Consider the following 13869-nt stretch of genomic DNA (forward strand, 5'->3'; position numbering starts at 1 on the left):
CTGGGATGACGGCGCGGGGTTATTTCTTCTTGAGAAGATTCTCGAAGCCGGGGGGAAGCTTGGCCTGACCGCCACCGAGGCCGGGAAGACCGCCCCCACCGGCGCCGCCCAGCATGTCGCCAAGGCCAGCGAGGCTGCCCGCACCGCCGCCCCCGCCGCCCAGTGCGCCGCCGAGGCCGCCCTTGCCGAACATCGCTCCCAGGCCTTTCAATCCGCCCATCTTGCGAATCTTCTTCATCGCCGATGCCATTTCCATGTGCATCTTGAGCAATTTGTTGACGTCCTGCACGGTCGTGCCGCTGCCCTTGGCGATGCGGATCTTGCGCTTGGCGTTGATCAGCTCGGGCTTGGTGCGTTCCTTCTTGGTCATCGAGGTGATCATCGCGTCCATACGCAGCAGGATCTTCTCGTCGACATTGCCCGCGGCCATGGCCTGTTGGGCCTTTTTCATGCCCGGGATCATGCCGGCCAGCGCGCCAAGCCCACCCATGCGGCGCATCTGGCCCAGTTGCGCGCGCAGATCGTTCATGTCGAACTGACCCTTGGCCATCTTGGCGGCCATCGCCTCGGCTTCGCCTTGCTCAACGGCTTCCGCCGCGCGCTCGACCAGCCCGACCACGTCGCCCATGCCGAGGATGCGCCCGGCGACCCGCCCGGGATGAAACGCCTCGAGCGCCTCGAGCTTCTCGCCGACACCGGCAAACTTGATCGGCTTGCCCGTCACCGCGCGCATCGACAGCGCCGCACCACCGCGCGCATCGCCATCCATGCGCGTCAGCACGACGCCGGTCAGCGGCACCTGGTCGGAGAAATTCTGCGCGACGTTGACCGCGTCCTGCCCGGTCAGCGCATCGACCACGAGCAGGATTTCGGCCGGCTGCGCGACCTCGGCGACGGCGCGCATCTCGTCCATCAGCGCCTGATCGACGTGCAGGCGGCCTGCCGTATCGAGCATCAGGACATCATAGCCCTGCAGCTTGGCGGCCTGCAACGCGCGCCGCGCGATATCCACCGGCTGTTGCCCGGCGACGATCGGCAGTGTCTGCACGTCCGCCTGCGTGCCCAGCACCGCGAGCTGTTCCTGCGCATTGGGGCGATTGACGTCGAGCGACGCCATCAGCACTTTCTTGCGCTCGCGCCCGCCGCGGCCACCGCTCAGCCGCAATGCGATCTTGGCGGTAGTCGTGGTCTTGCCCGAGCCCTGCAGGCCGACCATCATGATCACTGCCGGCGGCGTGACGCCCAGTTCCAGCTCGGACGCCTCGGCGCCAAGCATCTCGACCAGCGCATCATTGACGATCTTGACGACCTGCTGCCCCGGCGTAACCGAACGCAACACGTTCTGCCCAATCGCCTGTTCGGTCACCTTGTCGACGAAATCGCGCGCCACCGGCAGCGCGACGTCGGCTTCGAGCAAGGCGACCCGCACCTCGCGCATCGCCGCACGTACGTCCGCTTCTACGAGTGCCCCACGCCCCCGCAACCGATCGAACACACCGCCAAGGCGATCACTCAGGCTATCGAACAATTCAAAACCTTTCTTTGCGACCACCGCGCCTTTGCCTAAACGCAAAACACGCCGGCGGACGAAACCTCGTCGGCCGGCGTAGCCCTTGGGCTGCCTTTGCGCTTCGTCGGGGACGAGCGATCGCTCAGATCGGTAGCTAATGATTGATGACTTTGCAACCTGACATCGTCACCGTTGCCGCGATCTTAGTCTTCGTTGGTACGGGCAGCAGCGTGCTGTCCCGCGCGCTTACGCCCCCGCGCGACGTTGCCCGCTGCCCGCTGCCCCGCTCGAAAACTACTGGATAAACTTGCCGCAGCCATCGCAGCCCGAGCGAGCACCGCAGCACGGATTACCAATCGCTCCCCCCTTGAGCGAGAAACTCCGCTTCGTCAGCCGTCGTGATTCGTCCCAGCGCCACGTTGCGCCCCGGGAAGCGGCCGAAACGCGCGATCACCGCGGCGTGATCCCGCGCAAAGGCGAGATTGGTCGGATCGCCCAGCGCGGTAAACGCGGCGACGCTTTCCGCCTGCACCTCCGCGTCCTCGGCATGCATCAGCGGCATATACAGAAACGTCCGCTGTGCCGACGGCAAATCCCGATCCCAGCCTTTGCCGATCACTTCCCGGGCCAATTCCAACGCAAGTGCATCGCCGGCAAAGGCTTCGGCGTTGCCGCGAAACAGATTACGCGAGAATTGATCCGCGGCGACGATCGCCGCCAACATTGTCTCGACATCGCCGCGCCAGCCCGCAGCCTGGCTGGCGACCACGTCATCGCGAATCCGAGCAAAGCGATCGGCGATCGCCGCATCGAGCGCGTGATCCCGCGCGAACCATTTCTCCGGCGGCACTTCCTCGAACCAGAAGGTCAGCACTTCCTGGGCGTCGTCGTGGACTTCGTGTGGCTTCGCTTCTAGATCACCGCTCATGTCCATCCCTCCGGCTGTCATCCGCGCCGATCCAGATATTATCAGCCTCGGCTGTCGCCTGAACATCGCGGAAAGCGAAACGATCCGCGCGCTCGTCGCCGGGCGTGACCTGGTGGTGGTCAACAGCTGCGCGGTGACCAACAATGCGGTGCGCGAAACGCGCGATCGCATCCGCAAGGCGCGGCGCGAGCGGCCCAGCGCGGAAATCGTCGTTACGGGGTGCGCGGCGCAGATCGATCCCGCCGCCTTCGCCGCCATGCCCGAGGTGGATCGCGTGATCGGCAATGCCGAGAAGCTCACCGCCCCCGCCTGGCAGACGCATGCGCCGCTGCTGGTCGGCGATATCATGGCCACGCGCGATACCGCGGCGCAGCCCGTTACCGTCTTTGCCGCGCATGTCCGCGCCTTTATCGAGGTGCAGAATGGCTGCGATCACCGCTGCACGTTCTGCGTTATCCCCTATGGCCGCGGCAACAGCCGCTCGGTGCCGGCCGAGGCGGTGATCGAGCACGTGGCTGCCTCGGTCGATGCCGGGCACCGCGAGATCGTGCTGACCGGCGTCGATCTGACCAGCTATGGCCCCGATCTTCCCGGCGCGCCGACGCTCGGCATCCTGGTCGAGCGCATCTTACGGCACGTGCCGCAGCTCGAGCGGCTGCGGCTCTCTTCGCTCGACGGCATTGAGATCGACGACCGCTTGTTCACGCTGCTGACGCAGGAATTACGCATCATGCCGCATGTGCATCTGTCGCTGCAGGCGGGCGACGACATGATCCTCAAACGCATGAAACGCCGGCATACGCGCGCGCAATCCGTCGCCCTGGCCGCGCGGCTGAAAGCGGCGCGCCCCGGCATCGCCATCGGCGCCGACCTTATCGCTGGCTTCCCCACCGAGGACGACGCCATGGCCGCCAACACGCTGGCGCTGATCGACGATTGCGACATCGTCCATGCGCACATCTTCCCGTACTCGCCCCGTGACGACACCCCCGCCGCGCGCATGCCGCAAGTTTCGCCCGCGTTGCGCAAGGCGCGTGCGGCGCAACTGCGCGCAGCAGCCGCACAGCGCCGCGCGGCGTGGCTCGGCGGCATGATCGGCACCACGCAGTCGATCCTCGTCGAACACCCCGGCACGCGTGGCCACTCCGCCAATTTCGCCGAAATACGCTGCGATGCGTTACCCGTCGGCAGCATCCAGGAAGTAAGCATCACCGGCATGACCGATTCCGTTCTCCACGCCACCCCCCTCGCCTTGGCAGCCGCGGCATGAGCACCGCCTGGCACGACAAGCTGCTCGGCGGCTTCAAGCGCACCTCCGATCGGCTGATCGGCAATCTCGCCGGGCTCGGCACGGGGCGACTCGATGAGGCCACGCTTGACGACATCGAGGAAGCGCTGATCGCCTCCGATCTTGGCCCGCACACCGCCGCGCGCATCCGCGCACGCCTCGCGGAAGGCAGTTTCGAGCGCAACATGGAGGAGCTCGGCATCCGCCTGATCGTGGCCGAGGAAATCGAAAAGGTGCTGGCCACGGTGGCCAAGCCGCTCGAGATCGAGGCTTTTCCGCGCCCGCAGGTGATCCTGGTGATCGGCGTCAACGGATCGGGCAAGACGACCACCATCGCCAAGCTGGCGCATCTGCTGATGGAGCAGGATTATGCCGTGATGCTGGCGGCCGGCGACACGTTCCGCGCCGCCGCGATCGGCCAGCTCGCCACCTGGGCCGAGCGTGTCGGCGTGCCGATCATCTCGGGCAAGGAAGGCGGCGACGCGGCGGGGATCGTCTACGAAGCGGTCAAGCAGGCGACCGCGATCGGCACCGACGTGCTCATCGTCGACACCGCCGGCCGCTTGCAGAACAAGCGCGAGTTGATGGACGAACTCAGCAAGATTCGCCGCGTGCTTGGCCGGCTCAACCCCGCGGCGCCGCACGACGTAGTGCTGGTGCTCGATGCCACCACCGGGCAGAACGCGCTGAGCCAGATCGAGGTGTTCAGCAAGGATGCCGGCGTTACGGGCCTCGTGATGACCAAGCTGGACGGCACGGCGCGTGGCGGCGTGCTGGTTGCGGCGGCAGAGAAATATGGCCTGCCGATCCACGCCATCGGCGTCGGCGAGCAGATGGGCGATCTCCGGCCGTTCGATCCCAACGAGGTTGCGCGCATCATCGCCGGCGTGGAAGAGGCGCTTAAATGACCCCGGCCCCCCCAGCCCCTGCCCCGACCGCCCCCGCCCGCCCGCCGATTTCGACCGGCTTGCGGCTTGCCATCGATATCGGCCCGCTGGCCGTCTTTTTCTTGGTCAACATGTTCGCGCCGGGTATCGCGCTGACCAAATTGCTCGCCGCCACCGTCGCGTTCATGATCGCCAGCGCGACCGCGATGATCGTGTCCAAGCTGAAAGCCGGGCATATCTCGCCGATGCTGTGGATTTCGGGGACGCTGGTGCTCGTGTTCGGCGGGCTGACGCTGTATTTTCACGACGGCACCTTCATCAAGATGAAGCCGACCTTCGTTTACACGATGTTCGCTGCGATCCTGGCGTACGGTCTGGCGACGCGCAAACCGCTGCTGCAGATGCTGCTCGATACCGCCTATCCCGGCGTCAACGCAGCGGGCTGGCGCAAGCTGACACGCAACTGGGCGATCTTCTTCGTACTGATGGCGCTGCTCAACGAATATGTCTGGCGGACTTATGCGCCGCTGCCTGACTCAGACACCAAAATATGGGCCGGGTTCAAGCTGTGGGGCGCGGTGCCGCTGACGCTGATCTTTGCCTTCGCCAATGTGCCGATGCTCTTGAAGCACGGGCTGAAGGTGGGGGAAGAGCCGCCGGTGCCACCCGAGGGCTGATGATCGCGTTTGGTCGGCCAACGCGCTGCTCGCTTCGGCGTTAAACGGGCTGCTCATCCTGTCCCCAGCAGTTACGTTGAGCCTCTGCCATGGGCTCAATCGCCCCCCGCGGGACCCAAGATTTTCTCGCAATTGCAGATCAGGTGTGGGGCGGGCGCCGCGCCCGCCCCACGGAAATCCCAGCTTCCGCCAGGATGACGGGGATCGTTACCCGACGGCCTTATCGTACAGCTGGCCGGCGACGTCCCAGTTGACCACGTTCCACCATGCCTTGAGATAGCCCGGGCGGTCATTCTTATAGGTCAGGTAATAAGCGTGCTCCCACACGTCGTTACCGAGGATCGGCGTGCCCTTGTCCTTGGCATCATCCATCAGCGGGTTATCCTGATTGGGCGTCGAGACGACCTTGAGTGCGCCGCTCTCGTCCGCAATCACCCAGGCCCAACCCGAGCCAAACTGACCCGCGCCTTTGGTGTTGAAATCTTCCTTGAGCTTGTCGAGCCCGCCATACGTTTCGATCGCTTGCGCGAGCTTGCCCGACGGCTGGGTCGAGCCCTCTGGCCCCATTATCTTCCAGAAAAAGTCGTGGTTCCAGAACCCGCCGCCATTGTTGCGCACCAGCGGCGGCAGCGTCGAGATCATCGCAAAGATTTCCTCGATCGTCTTGCCTTCCAGCTTGGGATCGGCGGCGACGCCTTCGTTGAGCTTGGCGGTATACGCAGCATGATGCTTATCGTGATGGTAGGTCATCGTCTCCTTGGAGATCGTTGGTTCCAGCGCATCATACGCATAAGGCAGCGGGGGAAGTTCGAAAGCCATGGGAATCCTCCATTATGGTCGGTTGGGCAACGCCTGCCCGCGGAAATGGGTCCGGCGCAATCGTTACGCAACCGATTCGGGTGCGCCGGCGGAAATTAGCCCGTGACGCTTCAGGGCATGACGCAATTGATCGTAGCTGAGGCCCAAAGCTTCCGCGGTCGAGCGCTGGTTGAAGCGGTTTTCGGCCAGCGCCTTTTCCAGCAGATCGCATTCGAATCGGGCAATGCGGGTCTTGAAATCGCCCGTTGGCGGCGCGACAACCGACGTGGGCGCTGCCACAGCTGGCTGTGCGGACGGCACCGCCGCGGCATCGCCGGTCGGGCTGCCCGGGCTGGCCGGCTGATAGGGCGAATAAAACGGATCGAACTCGATCTGTTCGATCGGCCCGACACGCTCCCACCGATATACCGCGCGCTCGACCACGTTGCGCAGCTCACGCACATTGCCCGGCCATTGATAGGCGACCAACGCCTCGATCGCGCCCGGCCCGAAACCGTCCCAATCGTCTCGCCCCAGCTCGGCGGCCATGCGGCGCCCGAAATGATCCGCCAGCACCATCACGTCGCCCGGCCGCGCGCGTAAGGGGGGCAGCGTCACCACCTCGAAGCTCAGCCGATCGAGCAGATCGGCGCGAAATTGATGCCGCTCCACCTTGGCCGGCAGATGTTCGTTGGTGGCGGCAACGATGCGCACATCGACCCGGATCGGGCGTGACGATCCGATCCGCGTGATCTCGCCATATTCCACCGCGCGCAGCAGCCGCTCTTGCGCGCCCATCGAGAGCGTGCCGAGTTCATCGAGAAACAGCGTGCCGCCATGCGCTTCCTCGAACCGACCGACGCGCGCCTTGGTCGCCCCGGTAAACGCGCCCGCCTCATGCCCGAACAATTCCGCCTCGATCAGCGTTTCGGGCAGCGCGGCGCAGTTCATGATGACAAGCGGCTGATCCCAGCGCGGGCTCAGCCGGTGCAGGCGCTCGGCGACCAGTTCCTTGCCCGTGCCGCGCTCGCCGATGACTAGCACGGGGCGGTCAAGCGCGGCGGCGCGACTGGCCCGCTCGAGCACGTCGAGAAAGGCGTTCGACTGACCGATGACCTGCGTGGTGCGCTCCATTCCCAAAGCTTGGCGTATTATCCCAAGCGTTCGCAAGTCGAAAATGGTCGACACTCCGCAGCGCGTTCAAAAACCACGCATTTCAGCCATTTTCGAAACTGGCACGGTCCCTGCAGAGCTGTGGGCAATCGTCGCAAAGACGGGCCGCAACAGTCTTTCAAGGGAGTAATATCATGTTCAGCAAGACCGATCTCCGCCGCAACGTCGCCGCACTTTTCTTCGCCGTCCTGTTCAGCGCCGTCACGGTGGGGGCAGCGGTCGGTCCGGCCAATGTTTCGGCGCCCAGCATCGCCGCCGTCGCCTGACCGCACGGCGAGCGCCCAGGGCGGGCAGCACCCCTATAGCCCGCCCCGGTTTCCCGCGTTTCCTTGAAGGAGTTTTTCAATGGGTATTTTCTCCCGCACCCGCGATATCGTCGCCGCCAATTTTACCGATCTGCTCGACAAGGCGGAGGATCCCTCGAAGATGATCCGCATGATCATCCTCGAAATGGAGGAGACGCTGGTCGAGGTGCGCGCCTCCGCCGCCCGCACCATCGCCGATCAGAAGGAAATGCGCCGCCACATCGACAAGCTCGACAAGCTGCAGGACAGCTGGACCGAGAAGGCTGAACTGGCGCTGAGCAAGGATCGCGAGGATCTCGCCAAGGCCGCATTAGTCGAAAAGCAGAAGGCCGCCGATATGGGCAGCCAGCTGGTCGCAGAGATCACCGTGCTGGATGATGCGCTGCGCGCCGCCGAGGAGGATATCGCCAAGCTGCAGAAGAAGCTCAGCGAAGCCCGCACGCGACAGAACCAGATTTCGACCCGGCTGGAGACGGCGCACAACCGCTTCAAGCTGCGCGAAATGTATGCCGGGCAGAAGGTTGAGGATGCGTTCTCGCGCTTCGACATTCTCGATCGCCGCGTCGATCTGGCCGAGGGCCGCGCCGATGCCGCCGCGCTCGGCGGCCCGCCCAAGTCGCTCGACGAGGAAATCGCGGAACTCAAATCGGCCGAAAAGGTCGATGCTGAGCTCGCCGCGATGAAGGCACGCATCGGAAGGGACAGCTAAGATGGAAGACATCTTTGTCCCGCTGATCGCGATCACCTCGCTGTTCATCGGCATGCCCTGGATCATCCTCCACTACATCACCAAGTGGAAGCAGGCGCCGAAGATCACGCAGGAAGACGAAGGCCTGCTCGACGAGCTCTACTCGCTCGCCCGCCGGCTGGAGGATCGCCTGAACACGGTGGAGCGCATCGTCGCCGCCGACAACCCCGACTGGCAGCCGCGGATCAAATCCGACCAGCCAGACGACTATCTCTCGAGGAGGAACTGAAATGTCCGCCAGCCGCACAAAATTCTATCTCGACAAGCAGAACCGCAAATATCTCGGCGTCTGCTCGGGGATTGCCGATTACACCGGCGTCGATGTCACCTGGGTCCGTGTCGGCACCGTGGTGCTGACGCTGGCCGGGGGCTTCCCCTGGACGATGATCGCCTATTGGCTGGTCGCGTGGATGGCCGACAACAAGCCCGCCGGGCTTTATGAAAGCCGCGAAGAACAGAAGTTCTGGCAGGGCGTGCGCTCCAACCCGAAGCGCTCGACCGCGGAGATCCGATCCAGCTTCCGCGACATCGATCGCCGGCTGGCCGACATCGAAATGCATTACACCAGCCGCAACAGCCGCCTGGCCAATGAAATTGACAGCCTGCGCTAAGGCGCAGGCGGTCAACCGGGGAGAAGAACAATGAATTGGGGTGGACCAAGTTTCGTGATCGCGATCATCGCGATGTCCTATGCCGGGTGGATCATCAACAGCTGGATCCGGGCCAAGCATGGCTATCCACTGGAAGACGAATGGACCGGCAAAAGCCATCGCAGCGACCTGGATGTAGATGCCAAACGCAAGATCGGTCTGCTGTCCTCCGAAAACGAGCGACTGACCGGGCAGATCTCCCGGCTCGAGGAACGCATCGCGGTGCTCGAACGCATCGCTACCGACCCCGCCGAACGCACCGCCCGCGAGATCGACGCGCTGCGCAACACCCACTGAGGAGCAGACCATGAGCCCCTTGCTAATCCCGATCCTCGGCATCTCCTGCGGCCTGCTGGCGATCTTCGGCGGCGTCTTCGTCCGGCCCTGGTTCGCCTACAAAAACCGTCAGATGGAATTGAACGCCAGCATGGTCGCCGAAAAGGCCGCGCAATATGCCGCGCAGACCGAACGGCTCGAACAGCGCGTCCGCGTGCTTGAACGGATCCTCACCGATCGCGGCATGGATCTTAGCGATGAAATCGACCGGTTGCGCGACGACCGCGCGCCGCTCAATTAAGAGGGGCAGCACGATGGACAATCCATTCGCCATGGTCGTCGCGATCATCCTGATCGTCACCATCGGCCGCGTCTTCACAGCGCGCTACCGCCACGAGAAGCGCGACAGTGACGACACGTTCGGCCCGGTCAGCGCAGCTTCGGCAATCGAAACCCAGCGGCTGCGCGACGAACTGAAGGCAATGAAGGAGCGCCTGGCGGTGCTCGAACGACTCGCCACCGACACTAACGATAGCGGCGCCCGGCTCGATCGCGAGATCGAACGCCTGCGCGACCGCAGCTAAAGGAGCAGGGATCATGACCGACCCCAATCTCTATCTGACCCTCGCCACCACCGCCCTTGCTGGTCTCGCCATGCTCACCTTCGCCGCGCTCACCGGCTGGCGTGGCTGGCTGCAGCTTAAGACGCAGGAATTGCATGGCCATGGCGACCTCCCGCTGCAGCAGACCATGCCTAATGCCAGTGCGCGCATCGAGATCGCTGATCTGAAGGAGCGCATCCGCAAACTGGAAGCAATCGCCGCCGGGGTGGACCTCTGAGGTCTACCCGCCTACCGCGAGCCATGCCGAATCTCGCCGATCTGCAAGACGAATACAGCTTCCTCGATTCTGACGATCGCTATCGCCTGTTGATCGAGCTTGGCCGCGAGCTGGAACTGATGCCGGACGCGCTCAAAACCGAGACCACCTTGGTCCGCGGCTGCTCCGCATCGGTGTGGGTCTATCCGATGACCCGGGATGACGGCACGCTGCATTTCCTCGCCGACAGCAACGCCGCTATCACCAAAGGGATTATCGCGCTGGTGCTCCTGACGGTGCAGGATCAGCCCGCCGCCACCATCCTGGCCACCGATATCACCGAGGCGCTTGCCCCGTTCGATCTCAGGAACCAGCTGAGCTCGAACCGCACGCAAGGCATTCCCAACATGATTGCACTGATCCGCGAGACCGCGCAGCGTTACGCCTAAGCCTTATTTAGGCTTGGTGTAGGGTACGAACTGGCCGAGCGAGACGAAGCCGCGTTGGAATTGCGTGTTACGATCGATCAGATTGACCGTGTCGATCGAGCACAGGCTGCCGGTATAGGTCCTGGTCAGCAGAACGTCGTTGCCGTCGAGCGATTCCGCCCCGCCGCGCGGGCGATTGACGTAGAGCGTACGCCCCATGCGATAGACAATCGCCGTATCGTCGATGATCTCGCTCGACCGGATATCGCGCAGGTTGAGGCAGTTGACGGGTTTCCCAGCGACGCGCCCGTCGAGCAGTTTGGCGAGCTTCGCTTCCGGGGTCAGCCGGGTGCGGGCTTCGGTTGCGCCCGCGCCGAACAGCAGGGCGGCACCGATGATGAGATGGATCGATCGCATGGCAATCTCCTTTGGATACCGCGCCATACCACGCGGAGGCTGAACAGTCGCTGACCGGTGGAGCGCCATTCAGTGCGGTGCACGCGCCAGCGCCGCCGCCACCTCGTCGAGCGGCATGCCTCGGTCAATCAACATCCATTCGGCGGGGCGCGCGCCATCCACTACCGTCACGGCGTTTTTCGGGCAGATGCCCAGGCATTTGACCTCGACCACGCCAAGGCTGCTCTTGCGCCCCTTGCCTAGAGCCAGAAAGCGCCGCAGTGCCTTGGCCAGCGGGGTCTTGCCCTTTGGCCCGAACCCGCCATCCAGCTTCTTCGAGCATTTGCGGCACACCAGCACCGTGCCCGCCCAGTCCGCGCGCACCGTCCTCAAGCAGCCGGCTTCCACTCGCGCTGTTCCTCGGCCATGCGCAGCACCTCATAGGCGGTCTGCACCGCCTGGAAGCGCTTGGCCGCTTCGGCATCGCCCGGGCGCAGATCGGGATGGCTGTCCTTGGCCAGCTTGCGCCAGGCGAGCTTGACCGCGGCAAACTCGACATCGGGATCCAGCCCCAATACTTCCAGCGCGCGCATCTCATCGCGCGAGCGGCTGCCATCGCCCGGCCCGGCCCAGCTATTGTGCTTCGATTCGGTATAGCCCTCGGCGGTCTGCGTCTCGGCGCGCTCGCGCTCGGCCGCTTCCTCCGCGGTCAGGCCTTCGAAATAATTCCAGCCACGATTATATTCGCCGGCATGAAGCTGGCAGAAATACCAGCGCTCCGGGCTGTTGGGCGATTTGGGCGCGGGGCAATCGCCCTTTTCCTGGCAGCCATGCCGGTCGCACAGCCGCACCGTTGCCGCAGCGGAGCCCGCCTCGCCATAACCGCGCCATCGCGGGAAGCCCCAATCTGCCGAACGTGAAGATGTACGCGCCATGCGCCCGACATAGGCCGCAGCGCCCAGAGCGCAAGCGCGCGCGGCCTTACGGCATGCGGAACGCGACCCGCTGTACGTTGCCCCCACACCCCAGCCCGCCATCGGGTCGATAGCTTTTTTCGTAGCGGCCACTTTTCATGACCTTGGTCCCCGCATCGGTGAAGACGAACGGTGGATAGGCGATCACGGCGCGCTCATTGACCACGTTGCCGTCAGCGGAAACATCGAATTGCGTGGTGGTGAACCCTTCAAAACCCCATTGCTGTGCTTCCTGCGGAAAATCCTTTGCGCCGGCGCTCACGCCCAAGAAGCGGGGCGCGGAATCCACCAAAGCGCATTGCCGCGCCGACAAACCTGATTGCGCGAAAGCGGCAGCGGCAGCGGCAGCATTGCCGGCATCCTGTTCCAGCGAGGCAAGCCGAACCAGCGCTCCGACGCGCAGCGGATGATTATCCGGCAGACCCACGTCAGAACCGACCGCGAGCAACAATCGCCGCGCCCGAGCTTCATCCTTGCGCACGGCATCGGCCACCAGCAATCGCAGCGCGGATCGCGCCACTGGGTCGCCAGCATAAGGCGCTGCCGTCAATGCCGGTATCAGCAAGCGCGCATAAGCCTCGGGCTTCCAGCTTTCGGCGCCGGCGGTCTGCCACACCGTCGTCTCGACCGCCAACCGCGCGGCCGGTGGCGCGCCATTGGCGATAACGATGGCCAGTTCTCGCTGCGCGGACATGCGGACCTCCTCGCGCCCGACCACGCTGTTCGTCGTCAATTGATGCAGGATCGGCACCAACGCCAAGGCCTCCCGCCCTTGTGCCGCTTCGACGGCGGCAAGCTGAGCGCGCAACATCGGCAGCGTCGTCGCATCGGAGCCGCTCAACAGCGGCGGTAACGCGACCTTTTTGTCCGCCAGCCAGTTACCCAATTCGCCATCCAGATACGTGCCGATGGATGGTCGCTCGAACGCGGTCGAGCAGCGCAATTCGACACGGACGCGATTGCGGAAGAACAACGGCATTTGCTTGACCTGTTCGGCAGTCCACGACCAGTTTCGTGCAGCCCGCGCAAAGTCCAACGCCACGCGCCCACCGCCCGCTGCATAAACTGGCGCACTGCTGCGCACTGCGCCGTCATCGTCGATGGTGAATTCGACCACCGCCATATCGCTCGGTTTCAGCCCGGCTTCCCCCCCACATTCCGGCACTTTCATCTGCGCGCCTGGATTGAAGCTGCCTTTGCTCAGCCGCCCTGCCCCGGTCATCGCCATATAACGCCGTGCATCGTCTTTCCTGCCCGCCAACAGGGCAGCAATGGCATAGTTGGAGCGTACCGGGACGTCGTTGATCTGCGTCCGTGCGGTCAGCCCGCCCAATAATTTGATGGCATCGCCACTGGCGAGGCGCGATGCGTCGAAGGCGCCCTGATTGAGCAATAACTGCCCCTTCAGTCGTTTGATCACCGCTTGGAGTTGGGTGTCCAGTGCATTGCCAGCTATCAGCGCCTCGGCGCGCGTCATGGCTTGCTCGGCGGTCGCGGGATCGATGAATGTATCGGCCTGGATCAAGCCGCGCAGCGCAATCAGGCGCTCGCCTGGCGTATCAGCGATCCTTTCAGCATCGGCATAAGCTTGTGCCGCGCTGGCATAATCCAGCGCCTGCTCGGCGACGCTACCGAGCGTGACGTACGCAATGAAGCGGTCGCCGCGAAGACTGGCATCACTGGCCGGCAAATTGGCGAGCCCCGATCGTGCCGCCGCCACGGCCTCGTCCTTGCGGTCGAGCGCGAACAACGTTTGGCTCTTGCGCACCTGCACCAGCGCTTGGCTGCGCACATTTTTGGTGGCTCGCGCCTGCAACGCCTGCCAGCGGGCCAGCGCGCCGGCAAAATCACCCTTATCGTGCAGCGCCGTTGCCGCCTCGAAATCCTGCTGAACCGTGGTGACGGGCTGTTGCCCCGTCGCCGGCGTGCCCACCGCCGCCACCGCTACCAAAATGACCTGCGCCCGCATCGATTCGCCCCCCGTTTCCGGTAGGTTATGATCCACCACGCGA

General features: G+C 64.2%; 20 protein-coding genes. 12 read left to right on the forward strand and 8 right to left on the reverse strand.

Features of this window, described 5'->3' with window-relative positions; all coding sequences use genetic code 11:
* Positions 1-19 precede the first annotated feature (19 nt).
* Both ffh and ABC969_RS01400 read right to left on the reverse strand, forming a co-directional pair.
* Positions 20-1528, reverse strand: a complete 1509-nt coding sequence (gene ffh, locus ABC969_RS01395) for a signal recognition particle protein (RefSeq protein ID WP_345863783.1) — start codon at positions 1526-1528, stop codon at positions 20-22.
* Between the two features lie 331 nt (positions 1529-1859).
* On the reverse strand, positions 1860-2438 hold the full coding sequence (locus tag ABC969_RS01400) for a DUF924 family protein (RefSeq protein WP_345862453.1): 579 nt from the start codon (positions 2436-2438) through the stop codon (positions 1860-1862).
* On the opposite strand from ABC969_RS01400, the gene mtaB reads away from it, so the two are divergent.
* From mtaB to ABC969_RS01415, 3 genes are read left to right on the forward strand one after another with little or no spacing between them, the layout of a single operon-like run.
* Positions 2437-3708: a tRNA (N(6)-L-threonylcarbamoyladenosine(37)-C(2))-methylthiotransferase MtaB gene (mtaB, locus tag ABC969_RS01405; protein ID WP_345862454.1), complete on the forward strand. Its 1272-nt coding sequence runs from the start codon at positions 2437-2439 to the stop codon at positions 3706-3708. The genes ABC969_RS01400 and mtaB overlap by 2 nt on opposite strands.
* A complete protein-coding gene (ftsY, locus tag ABC969_RS01410) occupies positions 3705-4634 on the forward strand; it encodes a signal recognition particle-docking protein FtsY (RefSeq protein ID WP_345862455.1) in 930 nt (309 codons plus the stop codon). The genes mtaB and ftsY overlap by 4 nt, the downstream gene beginning before the upstream one ends.
* Positions 4631-5290, forward strand: a complete 660-nt coding sequence (locus ABC969_RS01415; RefSeq protein WP_345862456.1) for an inner membrane-spanning protein YciB — start codon at positions 4631-4633, stop codon at positions 5288-5290. The genes ftsY and ABC969_RS01415 overlap by 4 nt, the downstream gene beginning before the upstream one ends.
* A gap of 207 nt (positions 5291-5497) precedes the next feature.
* On the opposite strand, the gene ABC969_RS01420 is transcribed toward ABC969_RS01415, so the two are convergent.
* Positions 5498-6109: a superoxide dismutase gene (locus ABC969_RS01420; protein WP_345862457.1), complete on the reverse strand. Its 612-nt coding sequence runs from the start codon at positions 6107-6109 to the stop codon at positions 5498-5500.
* A 63-nt stretch (positions 6110-6172) separates the two neighbouring features.
* Positions 6173-7222 carry a phage shock protein operon transcriptional activator gene (pspF, locus tag ABC969_RS01425; RefSeq protein WP_345862458.1) on the reverse strand — a complete coding sequence of 350 codons (1050 nt, stop codon included), beginning with the start codon at positions 7220-7222 and terminating at the stop codon, positions 6173-6175.
* Positions 7223-7395: 173 nt separating this feature from the next.
* Here pspF and ABC969_RS01430 point away from each other — a divergent pair, with 173 nt between their 5' ends.
* From ABC969_RS01430 to ABC969_RS01470, 9 genes are all read left to right on the forward strand, one after another.
* Positions 7396-7527, forward strand: a complete 132-nt coding sequence (locus tag ABC969_RS01430; protein WP_345862460.1) for a hypothetical protein — start codon at positions 7396-7398, stop codon at positions 7525-7527.
* Positions 7528-7606: 79 nt separating this feature from the next.
* Positions 7607-8275 (forward strand): phage shock protein PspA, encoded by a 669-nt coding sequence (gene pspA, locus ABC969_RS01435; RefSeq protein WP_345862461.1) that lies wholly within the window; start codon positions 7607-7609, stop codon positions 8273-8275.
* Position 8276: 1 nt separating this feature from the next.
* Positions 8277-8543, forward strand: coding sequence for an envelope stress response membrane protein PspB (gene pspB, locus ABC969_RS01440; RefSeq protein ID WP_345862462.1), 267 nt, complete (start codon positions 8277-8279; stop codon positions 8541-8543).
* Position 8544: 1 nt separating this feature from the next.
* The gene (gene pspC / locus ABC969_RS01445; protein ID WP_345862463.1) at positions 8545-8925 is read left to right on the forward strand and encodes an envelope stress response membrane protein PspC; all 381 of its coding nucleotides are present in this window, start codon (positions 8545-8547) and stop codon (positions 8923-8925) included.
* Between the two features lie 30 nt (positions 8926-8955).
* On the forward strand, positions 8956-9261 hold the full coding sequence (locus ABC969_RS01450; RefSeq protein ID WP_345862464.1) for a hypothetical protein: 306 nt from the start codon (positions 8956-8958) through the stop codon (positions 9259-9261).
* Positions 9262-9271: 10 nt separating this feature from the next.
* A complete protein-coding gene (locus tag ABC969_RS01455; RefSeq protein ID WP_345862466.1) occupies positions 9272-9541 on the forward strand; it encodes a hypothetical protein in 270 nt (89 codons plus the stop codon).
* A 13-nt stretch (positions 9542-9554) separates the two neighbouring features.
* The gene (locus ABC969_RS01460; RefSeq protein WP_345862467.1) at positions 9555-9824 is read left to right on the forward strand and encodes a hypothetical protein; all 270 of its coding nucleotides are present in this window, start codon (positions 9555-9557) and stop codon (positions 9822-9824) included.
* 13 nt (positions 9825-9837) lie between these two features.
* Positions 9838-10080, forward strand: a complete 243-nt coding sequence (locus ABC969_RS01465) for a hypothetical protein (protein WP_345862468.1) — start codon at positions 9838-9840, stop codon at positions 10078-10080.
* A 23-nt stretch (positions 10081-10103) separates the two neighbouring features.
* Positions 10104-10508: a SufE family protein gene (locus tag ABC969_RS01470; RefSeq protein ID WP_345862469.1), complete on the forward strand. Its 405-nt coding sequence runs from the start codon at positions 10104-10106 to the stop codon at positions 10506-10508.
* A gap of 3 nt (positions 10509-10511) precedes the next feature.
* On the opposite strand, the gene ABC969_RS01475 is transcribed toward ABC969_RS01470, so the two are convergent.
* The 4 genes from ABC969_RS01475 to ABC969_RS01490 all read right to left on the reverse strand — a co-directional run bounded on the left by ABC969_RS01475 (position 10512) and on the right by ABC969_RS01490 (position 13826).
* A complete protein-coding gene (locus ABC969_RS01475; RefSeq protein ID WP_345862470.1) occupies positions 10512-10904 on the reverse strand; it encodes a hypothetical protein in 393 nt (130 codons plus the stop codon).
* Between the two features lie 69 nt (positions 10905-10973).
* Positions 10974-11276, reverse strand: coding sequence for a hypothetical protein (locus tag ABC969_RS01480; protein ID WP_345862472.1), 303 nt, complete (start codon positions 11274-11276; stop codon positions 10974-10976).
* Positions 11273-11818, reverse strand: a complete 546-nt coding sequence (locus ABC969_RS01485; protein ID WP_345862473.1) for a J domain-containing protein — start codon at positions 11816-11818, stop codon at positions 11273-11275. The genes ABC969_RS01480 and ABC969_RS01485 overlap by 4 nt, the downstream gene beginning before the upstream one ends.
* A 46-nt stretch (positions 11819-11864) precedes the next feature.
* Positions 11865-13826: a hypothetical protein gene (locus ABC969_RS01490; protein WP_345862475.1), complete on the reverse strand. Its 1962-nt coding sequence runs from the start codon at positions 13824-13826 to the stop codon at positions 11865-11867.
* Between the last annotated feature and the right edge of the window lie 43 nt (positions 13827-13869).

The sequence above is a fragment of the Sphingomonas qilianensis genome (assembly GCF_039614825.1).
GTDB classification, from domain to species: domain Bacteria; phylum Pseudomonadota; class Alphaproteobacteria; order Sphingomonadales; family Sphingomonadaceae; genus Sphingomonas; species Sphingomonas qilianensis.

Excerpts from the sequence above, each read along its gene's own strand:
- mtaB (WP_345862454.1), top strand. The coding sequence starts at position 2,437 with ATGTCCATCCCTCCGGCTGTCATCCGCGCCGATCCAGATATTATCAGC.
- pspA (WP_345862461.1), top strand. The coding sequence starts at position 7,607 with ATGGGTATTTTCTCCCGCACCCGCGATATCGTCGCCGCCAATTTTACC.
- pspC (WP_345862463.1), top strand. The coding sequence starts at position 8,545 with ATGTCCGCCAGCCGCACAAAATTCTATCTCGACAAGCAGAACCGCAAA.
- ABC969_RS01430 (WP_345862460.1), top strand. The coding sequence starts at position 7,396 with ATGTTCAGCAAGACCGATCTCCGCCGCAACGTCGCCGCACTTTTCTTC.
- ABC969_RS01420 (WP_345862457.1), bottom strand. The coding sequence starts at position 6,109 with ATGGCTTTCGAACTTCCCCCGCTGCCTTATGCGTATGATGCGCTGGAA.
- ABC969_RS01475 (WP_345862470.1), bottom strand. The coding sequence starts at position 10,904 with ATGCGATCGATCCATCTCATCATCGGTGCCGCCCTGCTGTTCGGCGCG.
- pspF (WP_345862458.1), bottom strand. The coding sequence starts at position 7,222 with ATGGAGCGCACCACGCAGGTCATCGGTCAGTCGAACGCCTTTCTCGAC.
- ftsY (WP_345862455.1), top strand. The coding sequence starts at position 3,705 with ATGAGCACCGCCTGGCACGACAAGCTGCTCGGCGGCTTCAAGCGCACC.
- ABC969_RS01455 (WP_345862466.1), top strand. The coding sequence starts at position 9,272 with ATGAGCCCCTTGCTAATCCCGATCCTCGGCATCTCCTGCGGCCTGCTG.
- ABC969_RS01415 (WP_345862456.1), top strand. The coding sequence starts at position 4,631 with ATGACCCCGGCCCCCCCAGCCCCTGCCCCGACCGCCCCCGCCCGCCCG.
- ABC969_RS01465 (WP_345862468.1), top strand. The coding sequence starts at position 9,838 with ATGACCGACCCCAATCTCTATCTGACCCTCGCCACCACCGCCCTTGCT.
- ABC969_RS01485 (WP_345862473.1), bottom strand. The coding sequence starts at position 11,818 with ATGGCGCGTACATCTTCACGTTCGGCAGATTGGGGCTTCCCGCGATGG.
- ABC969_RS01470 (WP_345862469.1), top strand. The coding sequence starts at position 10,104 with ATGCCGAATCTCGCCGATCTGCAAGACGAATACAGCTTCCTCGATTCT.
- ABC969_RS01490 (WP_345862475.1), bottom strand. The coding sequence starts at position 13,826 with ATGCGGGCGCAGGTCATTTTGGTAGCGGTGGCGGCGGTGGGCACGCCG.
- ABC969_RS01400 (WP_345862453.1), bottom strand. The coding sequence starts at position 2,438 with ATGAGCGGTGATCTAGAAGCGAAGCCACACGAAGTCCACGACGACGCC.
- ABC969_RS01450 (WP_345862464.1), top strand. The coding sequence starts at position 8,956 with ATGAATTGGGGTGGACCAAGTTTCGTGATCGCGATCATCGCGATGTCC.
- pspB (WP_345862462.1), top strand. The coding sequence starts at position 8,277 with ATGGAAGACATCTTTGTCCCGCTGATCGCGATCACCTCGCTGTTCATC.
- ABC969_RS01460 (WP_345862467.1), top strand. The coding sequence starts at position 9,555 with ATGGACAATCCATTCGCCATGGTCGTCGCGATCATCCTGATCGTCACC.